Source organism: Hyphomicrobium facile, from assembly GCF_900116175.1.
Classification (GTDB): domain Bacteria; phylum Pseudomonadota; class Alphaproteobacteria; order Rhizobiales; family Hyphomicrobiaceae; genus Hyphomicrobium_B; species Hyphomicrobium_B facile.
On sequence record NZ_FPCH01000003.1, the window covers coordinates 933,838 to 953,500 of the forward strand.

The 19,663-nt window shown below is 59.4% G+C and carries 18 protein-coding genes and 1 pseudogene; 3 read left to right on the plus strand and 16 right to left on the minus strand.

The genetic code is table 11. The annotated features are described in order from the left end of the window. Positions 1-123 precede the first annotated feature (123 nt). From BM399_RS17595 to BM399_RS17625, 7 genes are read right to left on the minus strand one after another with little or no spacing between them, the layout of a single operon-like run. Complete coding sequence (locus tag BM399_RS17595) at positions 124-810, minus strand: cysteine hydrolase family protein (protein ID WP_092869005.1); 687 nt, start codon at positions 808-810, stop codon at positions 124-126. 29 nt (positions 811-839) lie between these two features. Further along, a complete protein-coding gene (locus BM399_RS17600) occupies positions 840-2,429 on the minus strand; it encodes a gamma-glutamyltransferase family protein (protein ID WP_092869006.1) in 1,590 nt (529 codons plus the stop codon). After that, positions 2,422-3,078 (minus strand): cysteine hydrolase family protein, encoded by a 657-nt coding sequence (locus BM399_RS17605; protein WP_092869007.1) that lies wholly within the window; start codon positions 3,076-3,078, stop codon positions 2,422-2,424. Before BM399_RS17605 ends, BM399_RS17600 begins: the two co-directional genes overlap by 8 nt. A gap of 3 nt (positions 3,079-3,081) precedes the next feature. After that, positions 3,082-4,050: an aliphatic sulfonate ABC transporter substrate-binding protein gene (locus BM399_RS17610; RefSeq protein WP_092869008.1), complete on the minus strand. Its 969-nt coding sequence runs from the start codon at positions 4,048-4,050 to the stop codon at positions 3,082-3,084. Between the two features lie 11 nt (positions 4,051-4,061). Continuing rightward, positions 4,062-4,922 carry an ABC transporter ATP-binding protein gene (locus BM399_RS17615; protein ID WP_092869009.1) on the minus strand — a complete coding sequence of 287 codons (861 nt, stop codon included), beginning with the start codon at positions 4,920-4,922 and terminating at the stop codon, positions 4,062-4,064. Further along, a complete protein-coding gene (locus BM399_RS17620) occupies positions 4,919-5,725 on the minus strand; it encodes an ABC transporter permease (RefSeq protein ID WP_092869010.1) in 807 nt (268 codons plus the stop codon). The genes BM399_RS17615 and BM399_RS17620 overlap by 4 nt, the downstream gene beginning before the upstream one ends. Before the next feature lie 14 nt (positions 5,726-5,739). Then, the gene (locus BM399_RS17625; RefSeq protein WP_244531330.1) at positions 5,740-6,162 is read right to left on the minus strand and encodes a RidA family protein; all 423 of its coding nucleotides are present in this window, start codon (positions 6,160-6,162) and stop codon (positions 5,740-5,742) included. Positions 6,163-6,422: 260 nt separating this feature from the next. On the opposite strand from BM399_RS17625, the gene BM399_RS17630 reads away from it, so the two are divergent. Together BM399_RS17630 and BM399_RS17635 are read left to right on the plus strand one after the other, a co-directional pair. Further along, complete coding sequence (locus BM399_RS17630) at positions 6,423-7,814, plus strand: aminotransferase-like domain-containing protein (protein ID WP_177228199.1); 1,392 nt, start codon at positions 6,423-6,425, stop codon at positions 7,812-7,814. Between the two features lie 201 nt (positions 7,815-8,015). Beyond that, positions 8,016-9,956, plus strand: a complete 1,941-nt coding sequence (locus tag BM399_RS17635) for a DEAD/DEAH box helicase (protein WP_092869012.1) — start codon at positions 8,016-8,018, stop codon at positions 9,954-9,956. A 197-nt stretch (positions 9,957-10,153) separates the two neighbouring features. On the opposite strand, the gene BM399_RS17640 is transcribed toward BM399_RS17635, so the two are convergent. The 6 genes from BM399_RS17640 to BM399_RS17665 form a co-directional block, all read right to left on the minus strand. After that, on the minus strand, positions 10,154-10,780 hold the full coding sequence (locus BM399_RS17640; protein WP_092869013.1) for a HupE/UreJ family protein: 627 nt from the start codon (positions 10,778-10,780) through the stop codon (positions 10,154-10,156). Between the two features lie 11 nt (positions 10,781-10,791). Beyond that, positions 10,792-11,919 carry an agmatinase family protein gene (locus BM399_RS17645; protein ID WP_092866481.1) on the minus strand — a complete coding sequence of 376 codons (1,128 nt, stop codon included), beginning with the start codon at positions 11,917-11,919 and terminating at the stop codon, positions 10,792-10,794. Between the two features lie 296 nt (positions 11,920-12,215). Further along, positions 12,216-13,844, minus strand: a complete 1,629-nt coding sequence (locus BM399_RS17650) for a trimethylamine N-oxide permease (RefSeq protein WP_092869014.1) — start codon at positions 13,842-13,844, stop codon at positions 12,216-12,218. A gap of 202 nt (positions 13,845-14,046) precedes the next feature. After that, positions 14,047-14,997 (minus strand): LysR family transcriptional regulator, encoded by a 951-nt coding sequence (locus BM399_RS17655; RefSeq protein ID WP_177228200.1) that lies wholly within the window; start codon positions 14,995-14,997, stop codon positions 14,047-14,049. Between the two features lie 489 nt (positions 14,998-15,486). After that, complete coding sequence (locus tag BM399_RS17660) at positions 15,487-15,882, minus strand: aminoacyl-tRNA deacylase (RefSeq protein WP_244531331.1); 396 nt, start codon at positions 15,880-15,882, stop codon at positions 15,487-15,489. 472 nt (positions 15,883-16,354) lie between these two features. Then, complete coding sequence (locus BM399_RS17665; RefSeq protein ID WP_092869017.1) at positions 16,355-16,567, minus strand: hypothetical protein; 213 nt, start codon at positions 16,565-16,567, stop codon at positions 16,355-16,357. Between the two features lie 133 nt (positions 16,568-16,700). Here BM399_RS17665 and BM399_RS17670 point away from each other — a divergent pair, with 133 nt between their 5' ends. After that, positions 16,701-17,045 carry a DUF6197 family protein gene (locus BM399_RS17670; RefSeq protein WP_092869018.1) on the plus strand — a complete coding sequence of 115 codons (345 nt, stop codon included), beginning with the start codon at positions 16,701-16,703 and terminating at the stop codon, positions 17,043-17,045. Between the two features lie 286 nt (positions 17,046-17,331). Here BM399_RS17670 and BM399_RS17675 read toward each other — a convergent pair. The 3 genes and pseudogenes from BM399_RS17675 to BM399_RS17685 all read right to left on the minus strand — a co-directional run bounded on the left by BM399_RS17675 (position 17,332) and on the right by BM399_RS17685 (position 19,646). Then, positions 17,332-18,269, minus strand: a pseudogene (locus tag BM399_RS17675) (MBL fold metallo-hydrolase). Positions 18,270-18,402: 133 nt separating this feature from the next. After that, a complete protein-coding gene (locus BM399_RS17680; protein ID WP_092869019.1) occupies positions 18,403-18,831 on the minus strand; it encodes a hypothetical protein in 429 nt (142 codons plus the stop codon). A gap of 59 nt (positions 18,832-18,890) precedes the next feature. After that, entirely contained in the window at positions 18,891-19,646 is a 756-nt protein-coding gene (locus BM399_RS17685; protein ID WP_092869020.1) for an SDR family oxidoreductase, read from the minus strand. Between the last annotated feature and the right edge of the window lie 17 nt (positions 19,647-19,663).

Below are 19,663 nucleotides of genomic sequence, written 5' to 3' on the forward strand. Positions count from 1 at the left end.
GGGCGCACACATGATGCAGCTATGTCTCGATGGCGAGTCGGCGGACATTGCCTTCGAAGCTGCTCGAGATCCGTGAACGAACTCGCATTCTTCGGTTCAATTTCCTTGGCAAGATGGCATGCATTAAGACTTTGGCTTAAGGTTGAGACTGGCAGAATTCGCCACGGCACCGAATATTCCGCCTTCTGTTGCGATGGTGCGTAATGCAGCGGCGTGGTTCTCGGGGACGCTTGCGGCACAGGCGTCTTCGATGACTAGGCACTCGTAATTTCGGTCGACGGCGTCTCGCAGCGTCGAGTGAACGCACACATCGGTCGTGACGCCGGTCAGAATGAGATTTCTGATCCCTCGCGTGCTCAGGATGCGTTCGAGATCTGTCGCGTAAAATGCGCTGTATCCTGGCTTGTCGACGACGACGTCGCCCGATTGCGGCTTGAGTTCGTCAATGATGTCCCAGCCATGTTCGCCCCGGACGAGCAATCGTCCCATCGGCCCTGGCGTGCCGATCTCGCCTCCGCCTCGCCGCGAACGCCAAGCCTTGAGCGGCGGCAAGTCACTGAGATCGGGCCGATGTCCTTCGCGGGTGTAGATCACGAGACCGCCCCAAGACCGGACCTGCTGATAGACGGAGGTGACCACCGGTACGATCGCACGTGTGCCGGCGATGTCATAACCTGACGAGGCAAGATATCCGTGCGGATCACAGAAATCGCGCTGCATATCGATAATGAGCAAAGCAGTCGTCTCTGGGCGCAGGTCGCCATTGTGCGGCCAGGGGTAGGGGTTCGCCTCTATGAAGTGCTTCGTCACGCATGGCTCCCGTTTAGGAATGTCGGACTTCAAAACGCGACGGCGGCGCCGTCCGATCGTGGATCACTGGCGCCTTCGATCAGCCCCGAAGGGTGGACGACGATCGCACCTGCATGACCCATGGATTCAGAATAGTCCGCGACCCGTTCTGTGGTGTGTCCCAGATCATTCAGCTGATCTTCTGTTTCGAAGGGGAAGCGGCCTTCGAGCTTCAGCGATAAGCTGTCGTTACCCCACGTCTTGCCGAGGAGCCAACGAGGTTCTGCAATCGCGCGCTCGAGTGTGAAATCAAACATGGCATAGCGCGTGAACACCGCGGCTTGCGTTTGCGGTTGGCCATCGCCGCCCATGGTGCCGTACGCCATAGTGCGCCCGTCGGTCAGTTCGGCAAGAGCCGGGTTGAGCGTGTGGAACGGCCGCTTTCGTGGCGCGAGCTGATTGGGGCCGGGCGCGAGAGAAAAACCTGCCCCTCTATTCTCGAACACGATGCCGGTTTCGGGGCAGGTCAAACCTGAGCCGAATTCCCAAAACAGACTCTGGATGAAGCTGACCACGGTGCCTTCGCGATCGGCCGCGCCCATCCAAACGGTGCCGCCGAGTGCAGAAGGTCCAGGCCACGGAGACGCCCTGCCGGCATCGATCGATGCTGCGGCCGCCGAGATGACATCGGGCGCAAGTAGCTCGGACGTGTCAGCGACCATGAAATCCGGATCGCCGAGGTTGGTATTCCTGACCGTCAGGGCGTGCTTGGTCGCTTCGACCAGGTGATGGATATACGAGCTGCCGTCGGCGGATTCGACGCTCAAACGGTCGAAGATCGCGAGAATGAGCAAGGATGCCAATCCTTGCGTGGGCGGCCGGGAATTATAGAGCGTTCCCGCGCGAATGACGGTCGAGATCGGCTTGGTGTATTCCGCCTTGTAGGATTGAAAGTCCGCTAGACGAAGCGGGCTTCCGGCTATTTCGAGAAAGCGCCCATGTGTTTCCGCAAGCGCGCCGCGATAGAAGCTTTCGAGCCCTTCTTCTGCGAGTTTCGAGAGCGTGGTGCCGAGCGCGGCTTGGCGATAGCATTCGCCAACGCCGGGAACTCGGCCGCCGGGCAGGAAGACCTCTTCAAATCCAGGGATCGTGCGGAGGCCAGGTGAAAAGGTCTCAAGAGTCGCGGCGAGGCTGCGCGACACGGGGCAGCCATTCATTGCGTAATCGGTTGCATCTCGCAGCAGGTGCCCCAACGGTAGCCGTTGTGTTTCTGGAACGAGGTCAAGCGCCAACTGCCAACTGGCTATGGCGCCTGGGACCAACAGCGCAGCGTCCGGCCCGCGAACGGGGAGAGCAGAGTATCCGCGATCACGATAATAGCTGACCGACGCGCGTTCGGCTGCGCGACCGCAACCGGAGACGACGATCGGGTCGTGTCCCTTCCGCTTGATGAGCCAGAACGCATCGCCGCCCAGGCCGTTCATATGTGGGTAAACGACGGCGATGGTGGCTGCCGCGGCGACCATCGCCTCGATGGCGGTCCCACCTTCGGCGAGGATCGCTTTTCCGGCCTCGGCGGCGGCGCGATGCGGAGCGGTGACGCAGCCTTGAATGCCCGATGCGTAGAATTTATCAGACAACGGTATACGGGTGTTGCACTGCCGTCCCTGTTTCAAAAGTCCCCGCGGCGAGCGGCCACGATGTAATGTCGCCCGTCGACGAGAGATAGGCGAAGACGTCACTCATGCACAGCAGCGCCGCCGCCTGATGTTCCGGTGAAACGGCGGCGACCGCATCTGTCGGCACGATGACACGATAATCGAGATTCCGCGCCGAGTAGACCGTGCTCATGACGCAGCAGTGCGTCGTCACTCCGCAGCAGACCAAATTCTTGATGCCGCGTGAGCGCAACAAGAGATCGAGATCGGTTCCGACGAAGCAATCGTACCGGCGCTTGTTGCGGATGCGCCAGTCTTCTGGGCGAACGTCCAATCCGTCCGTGAGCTCGCAGCCCGGAGTTCCTTCGAGACAATGCACCGGATCGAACTCCAGTTCGATGCCGTAGTCGCTATGGTCCGCCCGGTGCATTTCGTGCGTGAAAATCACCGGCAGTCCGTGTTGGCGGGCCCAGCCGATGAGGCGGTTGATGGCGGGCACGATAGCCCGCCCGCCCGGCGTTTCTTGAATGGCTCCCGCATCGACGAAGTCGCGCTCCATGTCGATGACAAGAAGAGCCGTGTCGTGCGTTTGCACCTTGCCCGCCGGTATGGCTCGGTAAAGCGGCTGCATCGCTTATTGGCCTATGAATGCGGGATTGAAGACGTTCGACGTGTCGACGATGCCGTCGTTCACTTTGACCTCTTTGAAGAACGCCGCCAATTCCTTTCCGACCTCGATTGCGGGGCCCTTCATCTGGGTGACGTTATCGGCCGCACCGTAGAGCTTCACCTTCGGCAGCATGTCGACAACTTCCTCGGGCTTAAGCTCCAGCGATTTTGCCGCGAGATCGGCAGCGGCCTTTGGGTCGGAAATAGCAAGCTCGTTGGCTTTGTTCAAAGCGCGCAGAAATGCTTTCGTTTCATCCGACTTGCCTTTCGCGGTCTTATCGCTGATGGCGACGATATCGAGGATGAGGTTCGGCGTTTCTTTCGAAGAGAAGATCACGTGGCCTTTCTTCTCGCCTTGAACCTTGGTGATCCAGGGCTCCCACGTGACGGCGGCATCGAGCTGTCCCGCAGCGAAGGCGGCGCCGGCGTCATCGGGGTTCATGTTGGTGATCTTGATGTCGCCGGGGGTCAGACCGTATTTCGTCAGCGCCTTGCGGAGCAGCAACTCGTTGCACTGACCAGCCGTCACTGCAACCGTCTTGCCCTTGAGATCCGCAGGCGTCGCAATTTCCGATTTGGCGAGAATAGCGTCGGCACCGGCGGACGTATCCGTCATGTAGACGATCTCCAAGCGGCCGGGAGCCTTGTCGAGCGCGGTGATGACGCTATCCGCGGTCGAGAAATGCGCGTCAAGCTGACCGCCAAGCAGCGGCGCAAGGCCGTCTCCAGGCGAACTGAAGGACTGCATCTGAATGTCCAGTCCTTCGTCCGTGAAGAACCCTTTCTCTTTCGCGATGAAGAGAGAAATGTATCCGATCCAGCTGTTGTAGCCGACCTTGTACGGCTTCAGCGTGTCGGCCTCCGCCGACGACCATGAAGCCACCGATAGAGCAAGTGCAAGACCGGCCGCCAAGGCCCGGAAACCAGCTTTCATAGGTAATCCTTTCACGGTTTGCGCAGTTTATGTATGCGGGGTGGTTCGGGCTGCTGCGCTTGCAACAGCCGTTGCAGATAATCGTTGCGGCTTCTGTCCGTCTCGTGCCGGAGCAGATCGAGCATCCGGCGTTTGAGCGAAATGAATTCGGGCGCGAGCTTCAAATCGAGCGTGCGGACATCGCCGAATGGAACCGTAATATCCTCGACGATCGCGCCGGGCCGCGGCGAGAAAACGAGCGTGCGGGTCGACAGAAAAAGCGCCTCGTCCACGTCGTGCGTCACCATCAGAACGGTCGTGCCTTCGTGACGGCTGAGAAGCGCCGTCAGCTGCTGGATTTCTTCGCGCGTCTGCGCGTCCAAGGCACCGAACGGCTCGTCCATAAGGAGGATTGCGGGGCGTGGAAGCAGCGCGCGTGCGATGGCAACGCGCTGCTTCATCCCCCCGGACAATTCGCGCGGATAAGCATTCGCAAATGCTTCGAGCCCCATCAGATACAAAAGCGCGTTGCACCGCTCTTTTGCTGATTTCAGCTCGTCTCCGCCCTGGCGAGATGTCTTCAGCGTCGCGCTGAAGAGAATGTTCTCCGTGACCGTGAGCCACGGATAGAGTGTGTAGTTCTGGAAGACCATGCCGCGGTCGGCTCCGGGTCCAACGGCCTGGCGGCCCTTGACGAACATGTAGCCGCCGGTCGGCGCTTCGAGCCCTGCGAGTATGAAGAGCATCGTCGTCTTTCCGCACCCTGACGGGCCGATGAGCGTCACGAATTCGCCGGGCTCTATCTTGAATGACGTCGGTTGCAAGGCTTCCACGCTGCCCGTGTCGGTCGGATAAATTTTTGAGACCGCCTGTACCTCGAGGATGGGGTTCATTTGCCGGTCTCCGCCCACTTGAAAAGCCAGCGGTTGAGCGAACGGAACATCAGATCGAGAAGCAGTCCGATGGCGCCGAGCAGAATGAGGTAGACCCAGATTTTCGGGGTTTGCAGGAAGCGCGAGAATTTTAGGATGCGGAATCCAAGTCCTTCGTTCGCCGCAACGAGCTCGGCAACGATGAGGTACGTCCAGGCCCAGCCGTTGCAGAGACGCAGCGCATCGAAAATGCCCGGCATCGCCGAGCGCCAGAGAACGCGACGGATGATTTCGCCCTGAGTGGCGCCAAGTGTCTGAGCAACTTGGAGCAGCTCATAGGGCACGCGCCGGACTTCATCTGCAACCATCAGCACGAGCTGAAAATAGGTGCCGATGAAGATGAGCGCCCATTTGGATTCTTCGCCGATTCCGAGAGTCACCATCAAAATCGGGATCAATGCCGGGACTGGAACGTAGCGGACGAACTCGGTCACAGGCTGGACGATGGCTTCGATCGGCTTGAACGATCCGATGAGAATGCCGACGGGAAGGGCGATCGCGGCGGAGAGAAGAAATCCAACCGTTACGCGCACAAAGCTGACCCAAAGATCCGACCAGATCGTTTGATAGCTGAAGATCTCCACCATTGTGCGCGCGACGGCGATCGGTGTGGGAAGAAAAACCGGATCGACGATGTTTGACGCGCTGATGAGCCCCCAAACGAGCAAGCAGAGAACGAAACCCACCACGGCCAGCAGGCGATAGCGTCCCGCAGGGATGCTACGCCGTAGCTGAAATCCTGGGCCCGCATCGGTCGCGCTCATCGTGCAGGACCCCTCTAACGCGGAAGCCGACGAAAGGCGACGAGATCGACTTCGACGCGCGCGCCACGCGCCAGGGCCGTTACGCCAATGCATGTCCGTGCCGGCAGTCGATCGGCGGGGAAGTAGCTCGAATAGATTTGGTTGAAACGCGCGTAGTCCTCTTCGAAGTCGGTTAGATAGGCGCCGGCGCGCACGACGTTCGACCAGTCGAGTCCGAGGCCTGCCAACACAACTTGAAGATTGGCCATCACGCGGTGGGTCTGCGCTTCGATGCCCGAAGGGATCGGACGTTCGGGTTCGCCGGGATAGGTCGGCATCTGTCCCGTGACGTGGATGAAGTTCCCCGCTTCAACGGCATGCGAGAATGTGGCGACCGGTTCGGGCGCGTTCGGGACCATGTGAAATTGCGGTACCGATTGCGCGATATTTGCAGACATAAGAAGATCCATACAGCCGAAATCCCTGACGCATATTTTGCAAGGCGTGTGCCAGGGATTTGCTGAAGGATGATTTCGACGCCAGTTGAAATGGCCCGTGGAAATCATGGACTTTTTCAGCTTAGGACGTATGCAACGATCTGCTGACGTCGCGTCTACTGCTCAACGGTTCGGCTTTCTGCACCGAATATATGCAGACAAAGCGGCTTCAACGATTTCAATAAATCCATACAATGATCGCGGGAGAATTTGCGACCGCGATGAAATGGATTTCTGAAGTTCGACGTCTGAAGGGGCCGCGGTATATCGCGATTGCCGATGCCGTTACGCGCGCAATCGACGATGGGGAGCTCCTGAACGGCGCGAGGCTGCCGACTCATCGCGCTCTCGCCGATGAATTGGAGATCGATGTCACGACAGTGACGCGGGCTTATTCGGAAATTCAGCGGCGCGGTCTGGCAGAGGCGCGCGTCGGGCAGGGTACGTTCGTCCTTGCGAGGCTTCCCGACTCTCCGGCGTCGCAGCCCTCGATGCCGCACAACACGCCGTTCATCGATCTTTCACATAATTTCCCAGCCGGCGCGCCGCCGCTTGCGAACTTGCGCGAACTCGCAAGCGAGGTCACGCGCGACATGGACTACGGTGCGCTCCTCGGCAGACAGAGCGATATCGGCATCGTTTCGCACCGTGCTGCAGGAGGCGCGTACCTTGAAACATTAGGTATCAAGGCCGGAAGCGACGATATCGTCGTTTGTGCAGGCGCCCAGCACGGCATCGCGATGGCGATTTCCGCTCTGACGGAGCCCGGTGAGAGCATTCTCATGGAGGCGACGACATTCTATGGCGCACGCGCCGCGGCTCGAATGCTCGGCCGGAACGTCGTCAGTGTTGCGATGGACGATGATGGATTGCGGCCGGATGCTCTTGAGGAGGCCGTTCGCATGAGCGCGGCGCGCGTCCTCTATTGCACGCCGAACCTGCATAACCCCACGACCACGATCATGTCCTCCGCGCGCCGAAAAGCGATCGCGCGGATTTGCGAGCGTCACAAGATTGCGGTGATCGAAGATGACGTTTACGGGTTTCTTCTTTCGCCGCGACGCGAGCCGTTATCGGCGCGGCTAAGGTCGCAGGCGATTTATATCACAAGCTTTTCCAAAAGCTGCGGTCCGGGTATGCGGATCGGCTACATGCGTGTTCCCGAGCAGTGGCGACGGGCGGTCGGTGCAGCCCTGCGCGCTACGATCCTCATGGCAGCGCCGATCGAAGCCGAAATCGCAGCCCGTCTCGTGCGCAGCGGGCTCATTGTTCAGCTCGAGAAAGCACAGCGGGCACGCAATGCGGAGCGGCAACGTATTGTCGAACAGGCCTTCCGCGGCTTGGATTATTCATCAAAGCCGAACGCGTTTCACGTCTGGCTGCATATGCCGGCCGAATGGCAGAGCGAGGTCTTTGCGGCCGAAGCGAAGCTTCGCGGTGTCGGCGTCAGCCCGGCAGCATTTTTCAATCTGGATCCGAAGGCTGCTCCCGACGCCGTGCGCGTGTGCCTCTCTGCAGCCGAAACCAACGGGGTGCTCCAGAAAGCTGCGAAAATTCTTGCCGATCTAATCGTAAGCGGCAATCCATGGTCTGCGAATTCCGGAATTGTTTAGAGCGTAAAGATCAGCGCCGGCCGAAAGTCTTACGTGGCCGAAGTTTGTCGCAGGCTAACCAACATTCGAAGCGCGCCAACCTGCCCGCTAGCGGTAATGCCGAAAAACGGCTAGGCACGCCAAATAACACACTCTTGGCGACGTGCGCCTGCCACTCGAGTAGAGTCCGGCAGGCTTCCTCCATTCGAAAAGTTCCCAATCATGACCTTCCCGTCGGTTCATCCCGCGCTTGGGCGCGCAATTGTCGCGCGTGGCTACTCGGTGCCAACCGCCGTGCAACTCGCGGTTCTCGATCCCAACACGGTGGGGCGCGATTTGCTCGTTTCTGCGCAGACCGGCTCCGGGAAAACGGTCGCCTTCGGACTTGCCATCGCCCCGACGCTGCTTGGAGGAGCGGAACGTCTGTCGCAAGCCGCCGAGCCGCTGGCCCTGATCATCGCCCCCACGCGTGAGCTTGCCATGCAGGTGCAGCGCGAACTCGACTGGCTCTATGCAGACACCGGGGCGCGTATCGTGGCCTGCGTCGGCGGTATGGACGCGCGCGCGGAAGCCCGCCAACTCGGCTTTGGAGCCCATATCGTGGTCGGCACGCCCGGACGCCTGCGGGACCATTTAGAACGACGGCGGCTTGACCTGACAAAACTCGCAGCCGTTGTGCTTGACGAGGCCGATGAGATGCTCGATCTCGGATTCCGCGAGGATCTGGAATTCATTCTCGACGCAACCCCTGAAGCCCACCAGACGCTCCTGTTCTCGGCCACCATGCCGCGCGAGATCGAAGCGCTGGCGCGCCGCTACCAGAGCGACGCCGTTCGCATCGAAACGGTAAAGAGCCACGAGCAGCATTCCGACATCGACTATCGCGCCATTCGCGTTGTGCCGGGCGACACCGAAAACGCCATCGTCAACGTACTTCGGTTTCACGAGGCCGGTGCCGCGATTGTGTTCTGTTCGACGCGTGAAGCCGTGAAGCGGACGCACGCGCGCTTGTTGGAACGAGGCTTCTCTGCGGTGGCCCTATCCGGAGAATTAACGCAGAGCGAGCGCACACACGCGCTGCAAGCGCTGCGTGACGGCCGTGCGCGCGTTCTCGTCGCGACCGATGTGGCGGCACGCGGGATCGACTTGCCGGCTCTCACGCTCGTCATTCACGCCGATCTGCCCAACGATGCCGAGACACTCCTTCACCGCTCGGGTCGCACTGGGCGGGCCGGTAACAAGGGGCTGTGCATGTTGATTGTCCCCTTCAACCGCCGGCGTAAGGCCGATGCGCTGCTGGCCGGTGCCAAGCTCAAGGTCACGTGGGGGGCGGCACCGACCGCTGAGGAGATCCGCACACGCGATCAGGAGCGCTTTCTGGCCAGTTCTATCTTCACCGATCCCGCGACCGACGAGGATCTGAAGCTTACGAAATCCCTTCAGGCCAACCGCACGGCAGAAGAGATTGCTCTCGCCCTGGTCCGCATCCACCGTGCCCAGCTTCCTGCGCCGGAAGATCTTACTGAAGATACCGGTCCGCCGCGGCGCGACGATCGTGCACGAGCACCACGGGAGCGGGGCGAGCATGGGCAAGTACGTAGTCATGCGCGGCAAGATCGAGACGAGCGCGCAAGCACGCGCCCGAGAGACAGCCACTCCACGCGACCCGTTCGTGATCAGGGCCGTGAGATGGTGTGGTTCCGGGTCGATATCGGTCGCGAGCGTAACGCCGAGCCCCGCTGGCTGCTGCCGCTTCTCTGCCGCGCCGGCAATGTGACGAAGGCCGAGATCGGTTCCATCAAGATCTTCGACCGCGACACACGCTTCCAGATCGCCGCCGAATTCGCAGACAAGTTCGCGGATGCCGCGAGTTCAATGAAGCCCAACGAGGGGCGGATCTCGCGCATCGGCGCCTCCATGGAGGACGACGGGGCCAAAGCCGCAACCTCGTCAGTTCCTGAAACGGGTCCGCGCGCGAAGACGCCATGGCGGGATCGAAACAAAGAGAAAACCGGCGCCCATCCCCATCGAAAGCGCGACGCGCCGAGAGCTCATTCCAAGGGCACCGGGCCTCACCCCGGTTCGTCGAAGTCAAACGGCGCAAATAAGCCTGTGTCAAAGTACTCCCATAAGAAGAAGCACCGCCCGGCAACGAAGTCTTAGGAAGCACTTCCCAACGTGAACAACTCTGCTCACGGCTTGAACACGCGATCGACCATCCGAGGGGCGACTGAATCGCGAAGGATTGTTCGATGCTCACTTAAACGTCGGTTATTGCCCTATCTCCGACAATTGCCGTTTCAGGAAGCAGAAAGATCCGCAGGCGCAATTTGATTGTGCGCCTGCGGTAACAGCAATCACTAGGCCGCCATAAGGCCCGTTAGTAGGGATATGCCTGCAATTGCTCCGAGGCCGCCCGTAAGCCTATTCAAAAGGCTCGATTGCGCTGCGCCCACATGTTTGAAGCCGGCTCCGAGAGCAAGCCCAGAGGCGTGGAGCAGTGCCGTCGCGACAACGAATCCTGCAGCATAGGGAAGGAAGGCGAAGCCGAGGCCTACGCCCTCGTTGCCGTGCGCGTGACCATGGAAAAGCGCGAAGGTTCCGACAAGCGCCATCGCCGCAACGGTCGGCAGGCGCACGCCAAGAGCGATTGCCATGCTCATGACGACAACTGAAAGACCGATGCCAGCCTCGACCATCGGCAGCGGCCACCCATAGTACCCCAACAGGCCGCCGAAGATCATTGTGCCGACAAATGCCAACGGTACGAGCCAAAACGCTCGTCCCCCAAGATTGGCGGCATACAGACCGACAGCCAGCATCGCGATCATGTGGTCGAGGCCGTTCATGGGATGCAGAAAGCCCTGACTGAACGTGTGGACCGCGCCGAGTCCGACATGAGCCGACGCCGGCGCAACTGCAGCCACCATCAAAATCGAGCCAGCGCCGACGGCTTTTAGAACGTGCTGCACGCGTGAATGTCTCATCGTACGCCCTCCTATTTCATGACTTTGCTGCGATGGCCGAGCTTGCCGTTCGCCACCAGAGTTCCGAGCACATCGAGCACGACGCGGCAGGCGAGCTGCGCCGTGTTGTCGTTGACGTCGTACGGCGGCGACACCTCGACGACTTCCATGCCGCAAAGGCCTTCCGCCGCGATGGTATGGATCATCTCGAAAGCTTCGCGCGGCAGAAGTCCGCCGGGCTCGGGCGAACCGGTGCCGGGCGCAAACCCCGGATCGATCGAGTCGATATCGAACGACAGATAGACCGCCTTGCAGCCTTCCCACGCCATCTCGAGCGCAATTTCGGCGGCCTTCTTCGGGCCGTAGTGCTGCACGTCATGCATCGTCAGCACGCTGGTGCCGCGACGCTTGGCGACCGCCGTTCCCGGACGATTGCCGTACCAGCCGCCGATGCCGATCTGCACGAGATTTTTCGGGTGGCAGTTGGGCAAGCCGACATCGTGCATGTGGCTATGATCGCGATGCGAGGCGTGCGTCCCCTCGTTCGTCGTCCAGAACCACGGCGTCGTGTGCATGCGCTCATCCATATCCTTCTCTTGGATATCGATGTGCCGGTCGATGTGGATGATGCCGACATTGCCGTCGATGTGCGGAGCAATGCCGCGCACGTTGGGGAAGCCCAAGCTGTGATCACCGCCACAGATGATCGGGAAAACGCCCGACGTGTAGATGTGCGACACGGCCTTGGTCACCTGGTCGAACGTCTTCTCGATGTTGCCCGGAATGACGAAGATGTCTCCCGCATCACAAAGATCGAGCTCCTCATAGATATCCACGCCGCCATCGAACCAATAGCCGTCGTAGAGCGCCGAGATCCGGCGGACCGCTTGCGGCCCAAAGCGTGTGCCGGGCCGGTAGGTCGTCGCCGAGTCGAAGGGCGCGCCGACAAAGGCCGCCTCGAAGTTGCCGATCTTGCGGATGTCTTCGCAGTACGGCGCCTTCATGAAGGTATTGATGCCGGCAAACGCCGGCTGATGACCCCGGCTGAACAACGAGATGTTGCGATCGATGACGGACGAGGCGGCTTCGAGCCCGTACTGCAGCGACCGGGCCGTTTCCTCGTCCTGCTTAGTCTGGGAAATACGAGACAACGTCTCCATGCTCTTAGCGCCGTGAGTATCTTCCCGTTTCACCCCATGTAGGTGATGTCTATGCTTGTGGTGGCCGGAACCATCCCCACTCTTCCTATCGTCAGACATTTCGTATCCCCTTCGAAACAAGTCGGTGACGATGAGGATTCCGCAAATCGCGAATTATAAACACTCTCGAAATTTCAATCGATAGCATTGCATTTATCAATGCTAGGAGGGCCGCAGCGCTCATATGCATCAACCGAAGTAGCAAGGTGCCACGGCTCCAGGCCGCGGCACCTCCTCGTGTTCTGACTTACAGATCGTCAAGGCTGACTATACGTGGCCAGTAGGTGTCCGGCGTAGATCGTCAAACCACCCGCAAGCAGCGTTATGTAGGGCAACAGGCCGGCACGGCGGGTTAAGGGCTTGCCTCCTTCCTCCAGGTCGTCTTGCATCCAACGTGGGAAGCTGCCCCCGTCCGTCACATAATGGCGGTAGGCGAAAATGGGGATGATACCAGCAACGATAATAAGACTGGTCAGCAGAACGCGCTGCCCCCAGAAGTCTGCGCCCCAACCCATGATGAGAAGATTGAGGAAGCCACATCCTGCACCTACGGCCAACAGCCACGCGGGCGCACGATACGGCCGCTCTCGATTCGGGCGATCGATGCGATGAAGCCATCCAGCCTGCAGATTGAGGAACACGAAGACCATATAGGTCGTATTGGCGAGGACGATGAGAAAAACGTAGTCCGAGATCGACAGAAGCGCCGCATTGAACACGAGGTCTGTCCACATCGCAGCTACGGGCGCACCGTGACTATTCACCCGCGAGAGATACTTTGGCAGCCAACCATCGTGGGCACCTTGATAGAGCGTCCGTGACGAGCCGGCCATCGCCGTCATCACCACCAGACAGATCGATAATGTCAACGTTGCGATGACGATATTGCCCAGGATGGGTCCTGCACCGATCATTTGGGTCATCACTTTGCCCACGCCGGTGCCATCGTAAATTCCTGGGTCGAGAAGACCGTTAAGGCCCAAATATCCTTGAAATGCGAAAGGGACGAGCGTGTAGAACGCGATGCATAGCAAGCCAGAATACACCAGTGCCCGAACCGTGTCGTAACCCGGATTCTTGAACTCGCTCACATAACAGACTGCCGTCTCGAATGGGTAGGTTGACCACGCTGCCAACAAAAGGCAGGCCATCAGAGTCGTGATTCCAACCATGTCCCAGGCGCCATTCATTGGCTGTCCGGCCGCGTCCTGGATAAGCGGCACGAATGGCGTGAAGTTTTCCGAACGAATGTCTCCCGTCAGCAGCGGCACGACACCGATCAGAAGAAGCGGCAGCAGCACAGCGATGGCGATAATCATCTGCACTCGCGCCGCTTTTAGAATTCCACGATGCTGGATCGCGAAAACCGTGAGCATCAACGCCAAGCCGAGGAAAAAAGTCGCGTTGAGTCGGACAACGACACCGTCTTTAATGAAGCCCAGATCGAACAATGTGATCTGCCAGGTTCTGATCAGAGAATCAGCGGGAAACAGCAGATTTAGGACGTAGCCTGCAGCAAGTCCCGAACCGATCGCGAGAACGGGCGACCAAGAGAACCAGTTTGCCCAAACAGAAACTGGCCCCAGCATTTTGCCGTAGGGAACCCAGGCAATGGCACCGTAGACGGAGGCGCCGCCGGACTTTTTTGGGAAAAGGCCCGATATCTCGGCATACGTGAAACACTGAATAAAGCCGATGAGCATCGACATCATCCATACGGCGGATGAGATATTGCCGGCGGCAGATGCAACAGCGCCGATAGAGAACAGCACTAGCACGGGCGTGCCGGACGCTATCCAAAACGCATGCTTCCAATTCAAAGTGCGGCGCATCGTGCCCGTATATTCGGACACATCCGGTGCGGCCGTTAAAGCCATCTCCGACATCCCACCTCCCCATATGTTCTTTTTTTGCGGATCCGCACCTCGACACACAAGATGCAAAGACCCGCTATAGGAGATCATAGGGACGCGGATTAGAGACCTCCCCTAAAGCTATTTTATGCATTGACTAGGTCGATGCATGTCCGGGAAGGCACGGGGAAGAGCGTGCGAACTTGAGTTCTATCGCAGGCTAGTAAGGCTGGGCTTACGAAGTCTCTGCCTTTTCGTCGGGCAAGATTTGTTCGGTGCGCTTGAGCCTCCGGCCCACTTCTTCCATGAAGATCTCGGTCACTAGCCGCTTCGGCGCATGCTTGTTTGAAATCGCGTAGATATCACATCCAGTGCCCAACGATTTCGGAGTAAGGGGATGGAGCGTTCCCTTTTTGACGTCCACTGCAGCCATACGTTCAGGAAGCAGACAAATTCCCAATCCGAGAACGGCGAGCCGCTTTGCCTCTTCCAGATTGGGCGTCGACGCTGCAATGCGTTTCCCAAGCCCATGACGTAATCGATAGTGAGCCAGTGTATCCGGCTCATCGGCTCCCGTTAAAATCAACGGCTCGTCCGACAAAGCCTCGACGGATCCAACAGAAGTTCCGAAGAGGTGATGGCGCTTCCCGCAGTACACCAAATGCACTTCACGCGTCAGAAACTCGTATCGCAGCTCTTTGTACTTCGTATGAACGGCAGTGATACCGACATCGATCTCGTTTCGAAGCACCGCCCGAGATATCGTTTCCCATGGAGCCACTTTAATCTGGAGTTCAACAAGTGGACATAGCGTGCTGTATGCAACCAGAAGCTTATCAAATTTCGCGTCGATGAAGTTGCTAATGGTGCATAGCCGAAGTCGACCCCGAAGGTCCCTTGAAGCATTGTCGAGGTTGTCCGGAATGCGGTCAAACTTGGCGTAAACTTCGCTCACGCACTCGTACAGTATCCGTCCCTCGTCGGTTAGCTCGAAACCGGCCGGCCCGCGATGGCACAGTGTCTTGCCTAGTTGCTTTTCGAGTCTTTGGAGCGCCAGACTAAGTGTGGACTGCTTTCGCCATAAGACGTTTGCAGCGGACGACACGCCGTTCGCTCCGACGATGCCATAAAATATTTTGAGAAGGTTCCAATCCAGTTCGAGGCAAAAATTTTGACGCGATTTCATGCTTGCTTCCTGCGATACCGCCGTCCGCATTCGTCCTGGAGAGATTTGTAGAGAGGCGCGCCGGCTAAATGTCCGATGACGGGAGCAACAAGGTTGGCCCCACGAAGGATGCGGAATTCCTGATCTGCTAAGCCGTAGTTTCGCAAACTAGCGGGCATCGTTTGCTCCCGCGATGAAACGGAAGCTTAGCCAAGCCGCTAATGCTGGAACGGGCGACACCACCATCTCCTATTTGAGATGGGGTCGTCCCCAGGGATCGTATGGGAATGACGCTAGCCGTCTAGCGACGCAACTTTTCTAACAAGATCAGAGTAGTTGCGCAACCGGGGAGTCGTCACTGCCAAACCGCGCGCAGCATGCGTGGAACCATGAAGTTACCGGCAGGTGATGGGCTTCATGACGACGACGCGGAACGTGTTGACGGACTCGATCAACCACGGGCGCATGCCGGTACTCCTGACGGAGGAAGCTACTCCGGTCCAAGTGTCGTCAATGGTTGCGCGCGCCAATGTGGGCATGCGGCACGTCAGCCATCAACCGGTGAAACTCGCGGCCTTTCAAACGCACCAGAGTGCGATGGTCGCCGCTCTCGAAGTAAATATCATCGAACCCTTCGAGGCTGTCATCCATCACGGCCTGCAGTCCGTAGGCGCCCGCGACCGGTGGGATAGCGCCAAGTGCGCAATCCGCGAATACAGTTGCGACCTCATCTTCGCTCGCCAAGCCTACCGGCTGCTGCAACCACATGCCGAGCGCGTCGAGACTCACGTGGCAGGAGGTCGGAATGATCGCTAAGACGTAGCCGTCCTTACGACGTATAAGTACGCCTTTGGCGAGATTGTCTTCTGCGATGCCGCCGGCTTCGGCCGTCGCTGAAGAACGCATCGTAGGCTCGTGTGTCACCACGTCATAACGGACGTCACGGCCCTCAAGATACTTTTGGAGTGACGGTGCGATACTCAAGGCATACCTCGCTTTCCGACCTCAGTTAGTCAGTCACTTTCGACCGGCAAAAAGCGCAGCCTCAGCGAACACAGCGTATCGGCTGCCCGCAAGCGCCTTTTTGCCGGAAACTATTTCGGCGAGTGCGCGCTCACATACCCAGCGGGTGCAAAGTGCGGCCCCTTGGGCGGTGCGTGGGACGTTGCGGGCGTGGGCTTCAAGGTCGGAGGCGTCATCGACATTGCCCTCCGCGACTTCTGAACCATTTCTTTGGTGGGCTGTTAGCACAGCACCGCCTCGCTTGGGTGCCCACGGCCACGCCGGAAGCCCACTCTATTCCGATCCCAGGCGGATGTATATCATCTAACCTCCGAACTTGGACTGACGCCCGACCCCAAGTCGGTCCCGGCCGGTTCTATTCGGCAATATAGTTCTCGGCTTCTTCCAGCGAGAACGAATAGGGGTGTGTGCGGCTGTGCGAACGGATGGGCCCGCCAAATTCCGGATCGACAACCAAGTATCGACCGCGATCCTGGCCGTGGCTCGCCTTACGGATCGCGAGCCCCTTGCGCGCTGCGCCGCGACGCAAGCGGCGCTCACGAGCCGAGAGCATATCCTTCTGAGTCATGCATCGTCACTTTCTCTCTTTCCCAGCGAAGTGAATAGGGGTCGTTGGCAATTGTTCTCCTCGACGACAAGAAGTACTGTGCGCGACGGGTTAAGTTCAGCAAAGAAGGGGGAGATTGAAGGCGAGGATCGCCATGTCGAAGCCGATTAAAGTTCAGATTCTGGAGAGGGCCCGAGCCCTGATCGAGGACCAACGGTGTTGGTGTCGGGGCGACCTCGGGCGGGATGCGATGGATGTTTCGGTCGGCCCAATAGACAGCAACGCTGAGCGACGTTGTGCTTTGGGCGCTCTTGTGGCGGCGGCTTATGAATTCACCAACGATCTTCATTTGGCGCACGATCTTGCGATGACTGCAATGAGGCCCTTCGTCGGAGCCACCGCGCTCACGCACATCAACGACACTGAAGGTCACGCTGCCGTACTCACTCTCTTCGACATCGCCATCGAGCGATATCAAGAAGGCCGGGCCAATGCCTGAGCTCTTCGAGGACCAGTTCCAGCGCCTCGGGATTGGCAAGCGCCTTTTTGTTCTTCACCTCGCGGCCCATGACATCCCAATCCGCCCGGGGTCTTTCTGGCGCTCTTTGTTGTGATGGCGCTCGCGCTTCTGTCCTTGCAGCCCCGCAATAGCAAACCATAGCTCTCCAGAAAGAGGACACCGCGATCCCAAAAGATTTCTGGGACGCGGTGCTGTAGGATCGCGCGAGTGTGCAGGCGGCGCCGTGCTTGGCGGCCGTCTGGTTCGGCTTTAACCCACGACGCGATCAGTAGTCCCAGAAGACCGGCACCCAACGAAATGCGTCGCCGTCGACTGCCACATGGCCGACGGACGGGAACGGCAAGTGAGTGGCTACCAGCATTTCGCCGGTCTCAGCCAGCTCCCGCAAAAGACGGACCCGTACGCGAGCCGCTTCCTCGGGGTCGTGTTCGAAACCGTTGTGCCAGTCCGGATGGTCGAATCCGACCGCGAAGACGGCGTCGCCGGGAACGTCAGCCGGTCGCCGCCGGATGCCAGGCGGACCACGCTGTGCCCGGGAGTGTGGCCACCCGTGCGACGGACGACGACACCCGGTGCCACCTCGTACGCCTCATCGAACAGCTGCAGCTGGCTGCGGTACTCTTTCGCGAACCGCTTGGCGGCAGACCGAAGCGCGTCCGGGAACCCCGCCGGCATGTCGGCATGGGTGAAGTCGGGCGACTCCCAAAACTTGACCTCGGCGGCCGCCACATGGATCCGCAGGTCCGGACGCAGCCGGTCTTTCACCCCGTCGACGAGGAGCCCACCAATGTGATCCATGTGCATGTGGGTAAGCACCACGTCGGTCACGGATGCGAGATCGATGCCGGCGGCCTCCAGTCGCTTGATCAACTGCCCAGCTCGCGGCAACTGCAAGTCGGGGTCGGATCCCAGTCCAGCGTCGATGAGGATGGTTTTGCCGCCGCTACGCACCACGACCACGTTCAGCGCCCAGTCGAAAGCGTCCGGCGGCAGGAACATGTCGTTCAGCCAGGCCGCCCGGATGGCCGGGTCGGCGTTGTGTCCCAACATCTTGGTTGGAAGTGGTAACACTCCATCGCTGACCACCAGCACGTCAATCTCGCCGATCCGTACCGCGTAGCGCGACGGGACCAATTCGTCGGGTCTCGATTTCCGGGGAGGCGTGGTGTTGTCCAAGTTCATGTTTGTCTTTGCGTCCAACATTTCAGGATCTCCTTGGGTTGAGTGAGTACGCATTCGTTTCATCCAAACTCTCGTAGACAGTTCAGGGCCGCGGCTCGGCCGATGCGGGAGCTTCCGCCGGTGGTGATGACGACCTGTCCCGTGAGCGCACTCATCACGAGACCCTCCCGACGGATGTGATCCTCGCGTTGCGCGCGTCGGCCATCGCCCAAGCAGTGATTGCGAGTGCGACAATCGCCGGCACCGTCACCGCCGGAAAGTCACGCGCCAAGGCGGAAGGCCCACAGATGCCAACGGCCACTTCCCAAAAATGAAAGAGTGCATGACCCGAGAGCCAGATCGCTGCCGCGCCCCAGAACGGAATTCTAAGATCCGGCCGTGCAGCACCGAGGAGGAAAGCACCTCCGAGAAGCAGAAAGATCAAGCCGATGTCGCGCACGAAGTGCTGGTTGAACGGCCCGGTTGTCGTCACGCCGGGTACGGCCAAATACCAGCGCTCCGGATCGATCAACATGAACGTGCCGTTGGCGATGGCGGCGACGCCGAGCACGAACGCTGCGGCGATGCAGATTGGTTTGAGCACGGTAAATCTCCTGGTGTTGAAGCACCTGTGGATGTCGTTCTGGAAGAGGGATGACGAGATCAGGCTCGTGCCGATGAACGACGCAGCCAGTCCTCAAAACGGATGGATCCCAGCAGAGGCGTCTCGCCTGGTGTGAGCGACCGGTCGTCGAGTTCGGTGCCGAAATAGCGGGCGTGCACATCCGCGATCACCCGGCGGCTATCTCCTTTGGCCGCCAGATGCAGGCGTGCGAGCTCATCGAGCGGGATCTTCTCAGGCCCTGCCAACTCCACAATGCCGTTTGCCGGATTGCCCGCGGCAAGCTTGGCCAGCGCCGAAGCCACATCATCCGAAGCTATCGGCTGAAGAAGCGCTGGCGATAAACGAATGGTGGGACCATCTCCGGCCGATTGCGTGATCGCACCGACGAACTCGAAAAATTGTGTCGAGCGCACAATCGTGTAGGGAATTCTCGAGTTTTGGATCAGCCTTTCTTGGGCGAACTTGGCGCGCATGTAGCCGCTCTCAGGTAGGCGATCAGCGCCTATAACCGAGAGGGCCACGTGATGACCGACGCCGGCAGCCACCTCTGCGGCGAGCAGGTTGCGTCCCGCTGTCTCGAAGAACTCAAGCACTGCCTTGTCCTCGAACGACGGAGAATTCGCAACGTCGACCACGACAGCGGCGCCCGTCAGCGCTTCGGCCAGACCCTCGCGCGTGATTGTGTTGACGCCCGTGTTCGGAGACGCCGCCAGAACCTCATGACCTTTGCCACGAAGTAAGCCCACGACTTTCGATCCGATGAGGCCGCTGCCCCCAATGACGACGATTTTCATATGACATCTCCAATTTG

Bases quoted from the DNA above. Each gene is read 5' to 3' on its own strand.
- BM399_RS17610 (WP_092869008.1), bottom strand. From the start codon at position 4,050: ATGAAAGCTGGTTTCCGGGCCTTGGCGGCCGGTCTTGCACTTGCTCTA.
- BM399_RS17650 (WP_092869014.1), bottom strand. From the start codon at position 13,844: ATGTCGGAGATGGCTTTAACGGCCGCACCGGATGTGTCCGAATATACG.
- BM399_RS17625 (WP_244531330.1), bottom strand. From the start codon at position 6,162: ATGTCTGCAAATATCGCGCAATCGGTACCGCAATTTCACATGGTCCCG.
- BM399_RS17630 (WP_177228199.1), top strand. From the start codon at position 6,423: ATGAAATGGATTTCTGAAGTTCGACGTCTGAAGGGGCCGCGGTATATC.
- BM399_RS17640 (WP_092869013.1), bottom strand. From the start codon at position 10,780: ATGAGACATTCACGCGTGCAGCACGTTCTAAAAGCCGTCGGCGCTGGC.
- BM399_RS17670 (WP_092869018.1), top strand. From the start codon at position 16,701: ATGTCGAAGCCGATTAAAGTTCAGATTCTGGAGAGGGCCCGAGCCCTG.
- BM399_RS17685 (WP_092869020.1), bottom strand. From the start codon at position 19,646: ATGAAAATCGTCGTCATTGGGGGCAGCGGCCTCATCGGATCGAAAGTC.
- BM399_RS17655 (WP_177228200.1), bottom strand. From the start codon at position 14,997: ATGAAATCGCGTCAAAATTTTTGCCTCGAACTGGATTGGAACCTTCTC.
- BM399_RS17620 (WP_092869010.1), bottom strand. From the start codon at position 5,725: ATGAGCGCGACCGATGCGGGCCCAGGATTTCAGCTACGGCGTAGCATC.
- BM399_RS17615 (WP_092869009.1), bottom strand. From the start codon at position 4,922: ATGAACCCCATCCTCGAGGTACAGGCGGTCTCAAAAATTTATCCGACC.
- BM399_RS17660 (WP_244531331.1), bottom strand. From the start codon at position 15,882: ATGCGTTCTTCAGCGACGGCCGAAGCCGGCGGCATCGCAGAAGACAAT.
- BM399_RS17635 (WP_092869012.1), top strand. From the start codon at position 8,016: ATGACCTTCCCGTCGGTTCATCCCGCGCTTGGGCGCGCAATTGTCGCG.
- BM399_RS17665 (WP_092869017.1), bottom strand. From the start codon at position 16,567: ATGACTCAGAAGGATATGCTCTCGGCTCGTGAGCGCCGCTTGCGTCGC.
- BM399_RS17645 (WP_092866481.1), bottom strand. From the start codon at position 11,919: ATGGAGACGTTGTCTCGTATTTCCCAGACTAAGCAGGACGAGGAAACG.
- BM399_RS17605 (WP_092869007.1), bottom strand. From the start codon at position 3,078: ATGCAGCCGCTTTACCGAGCCATACCGGCGGGCAAGGTGCAAACGCAC.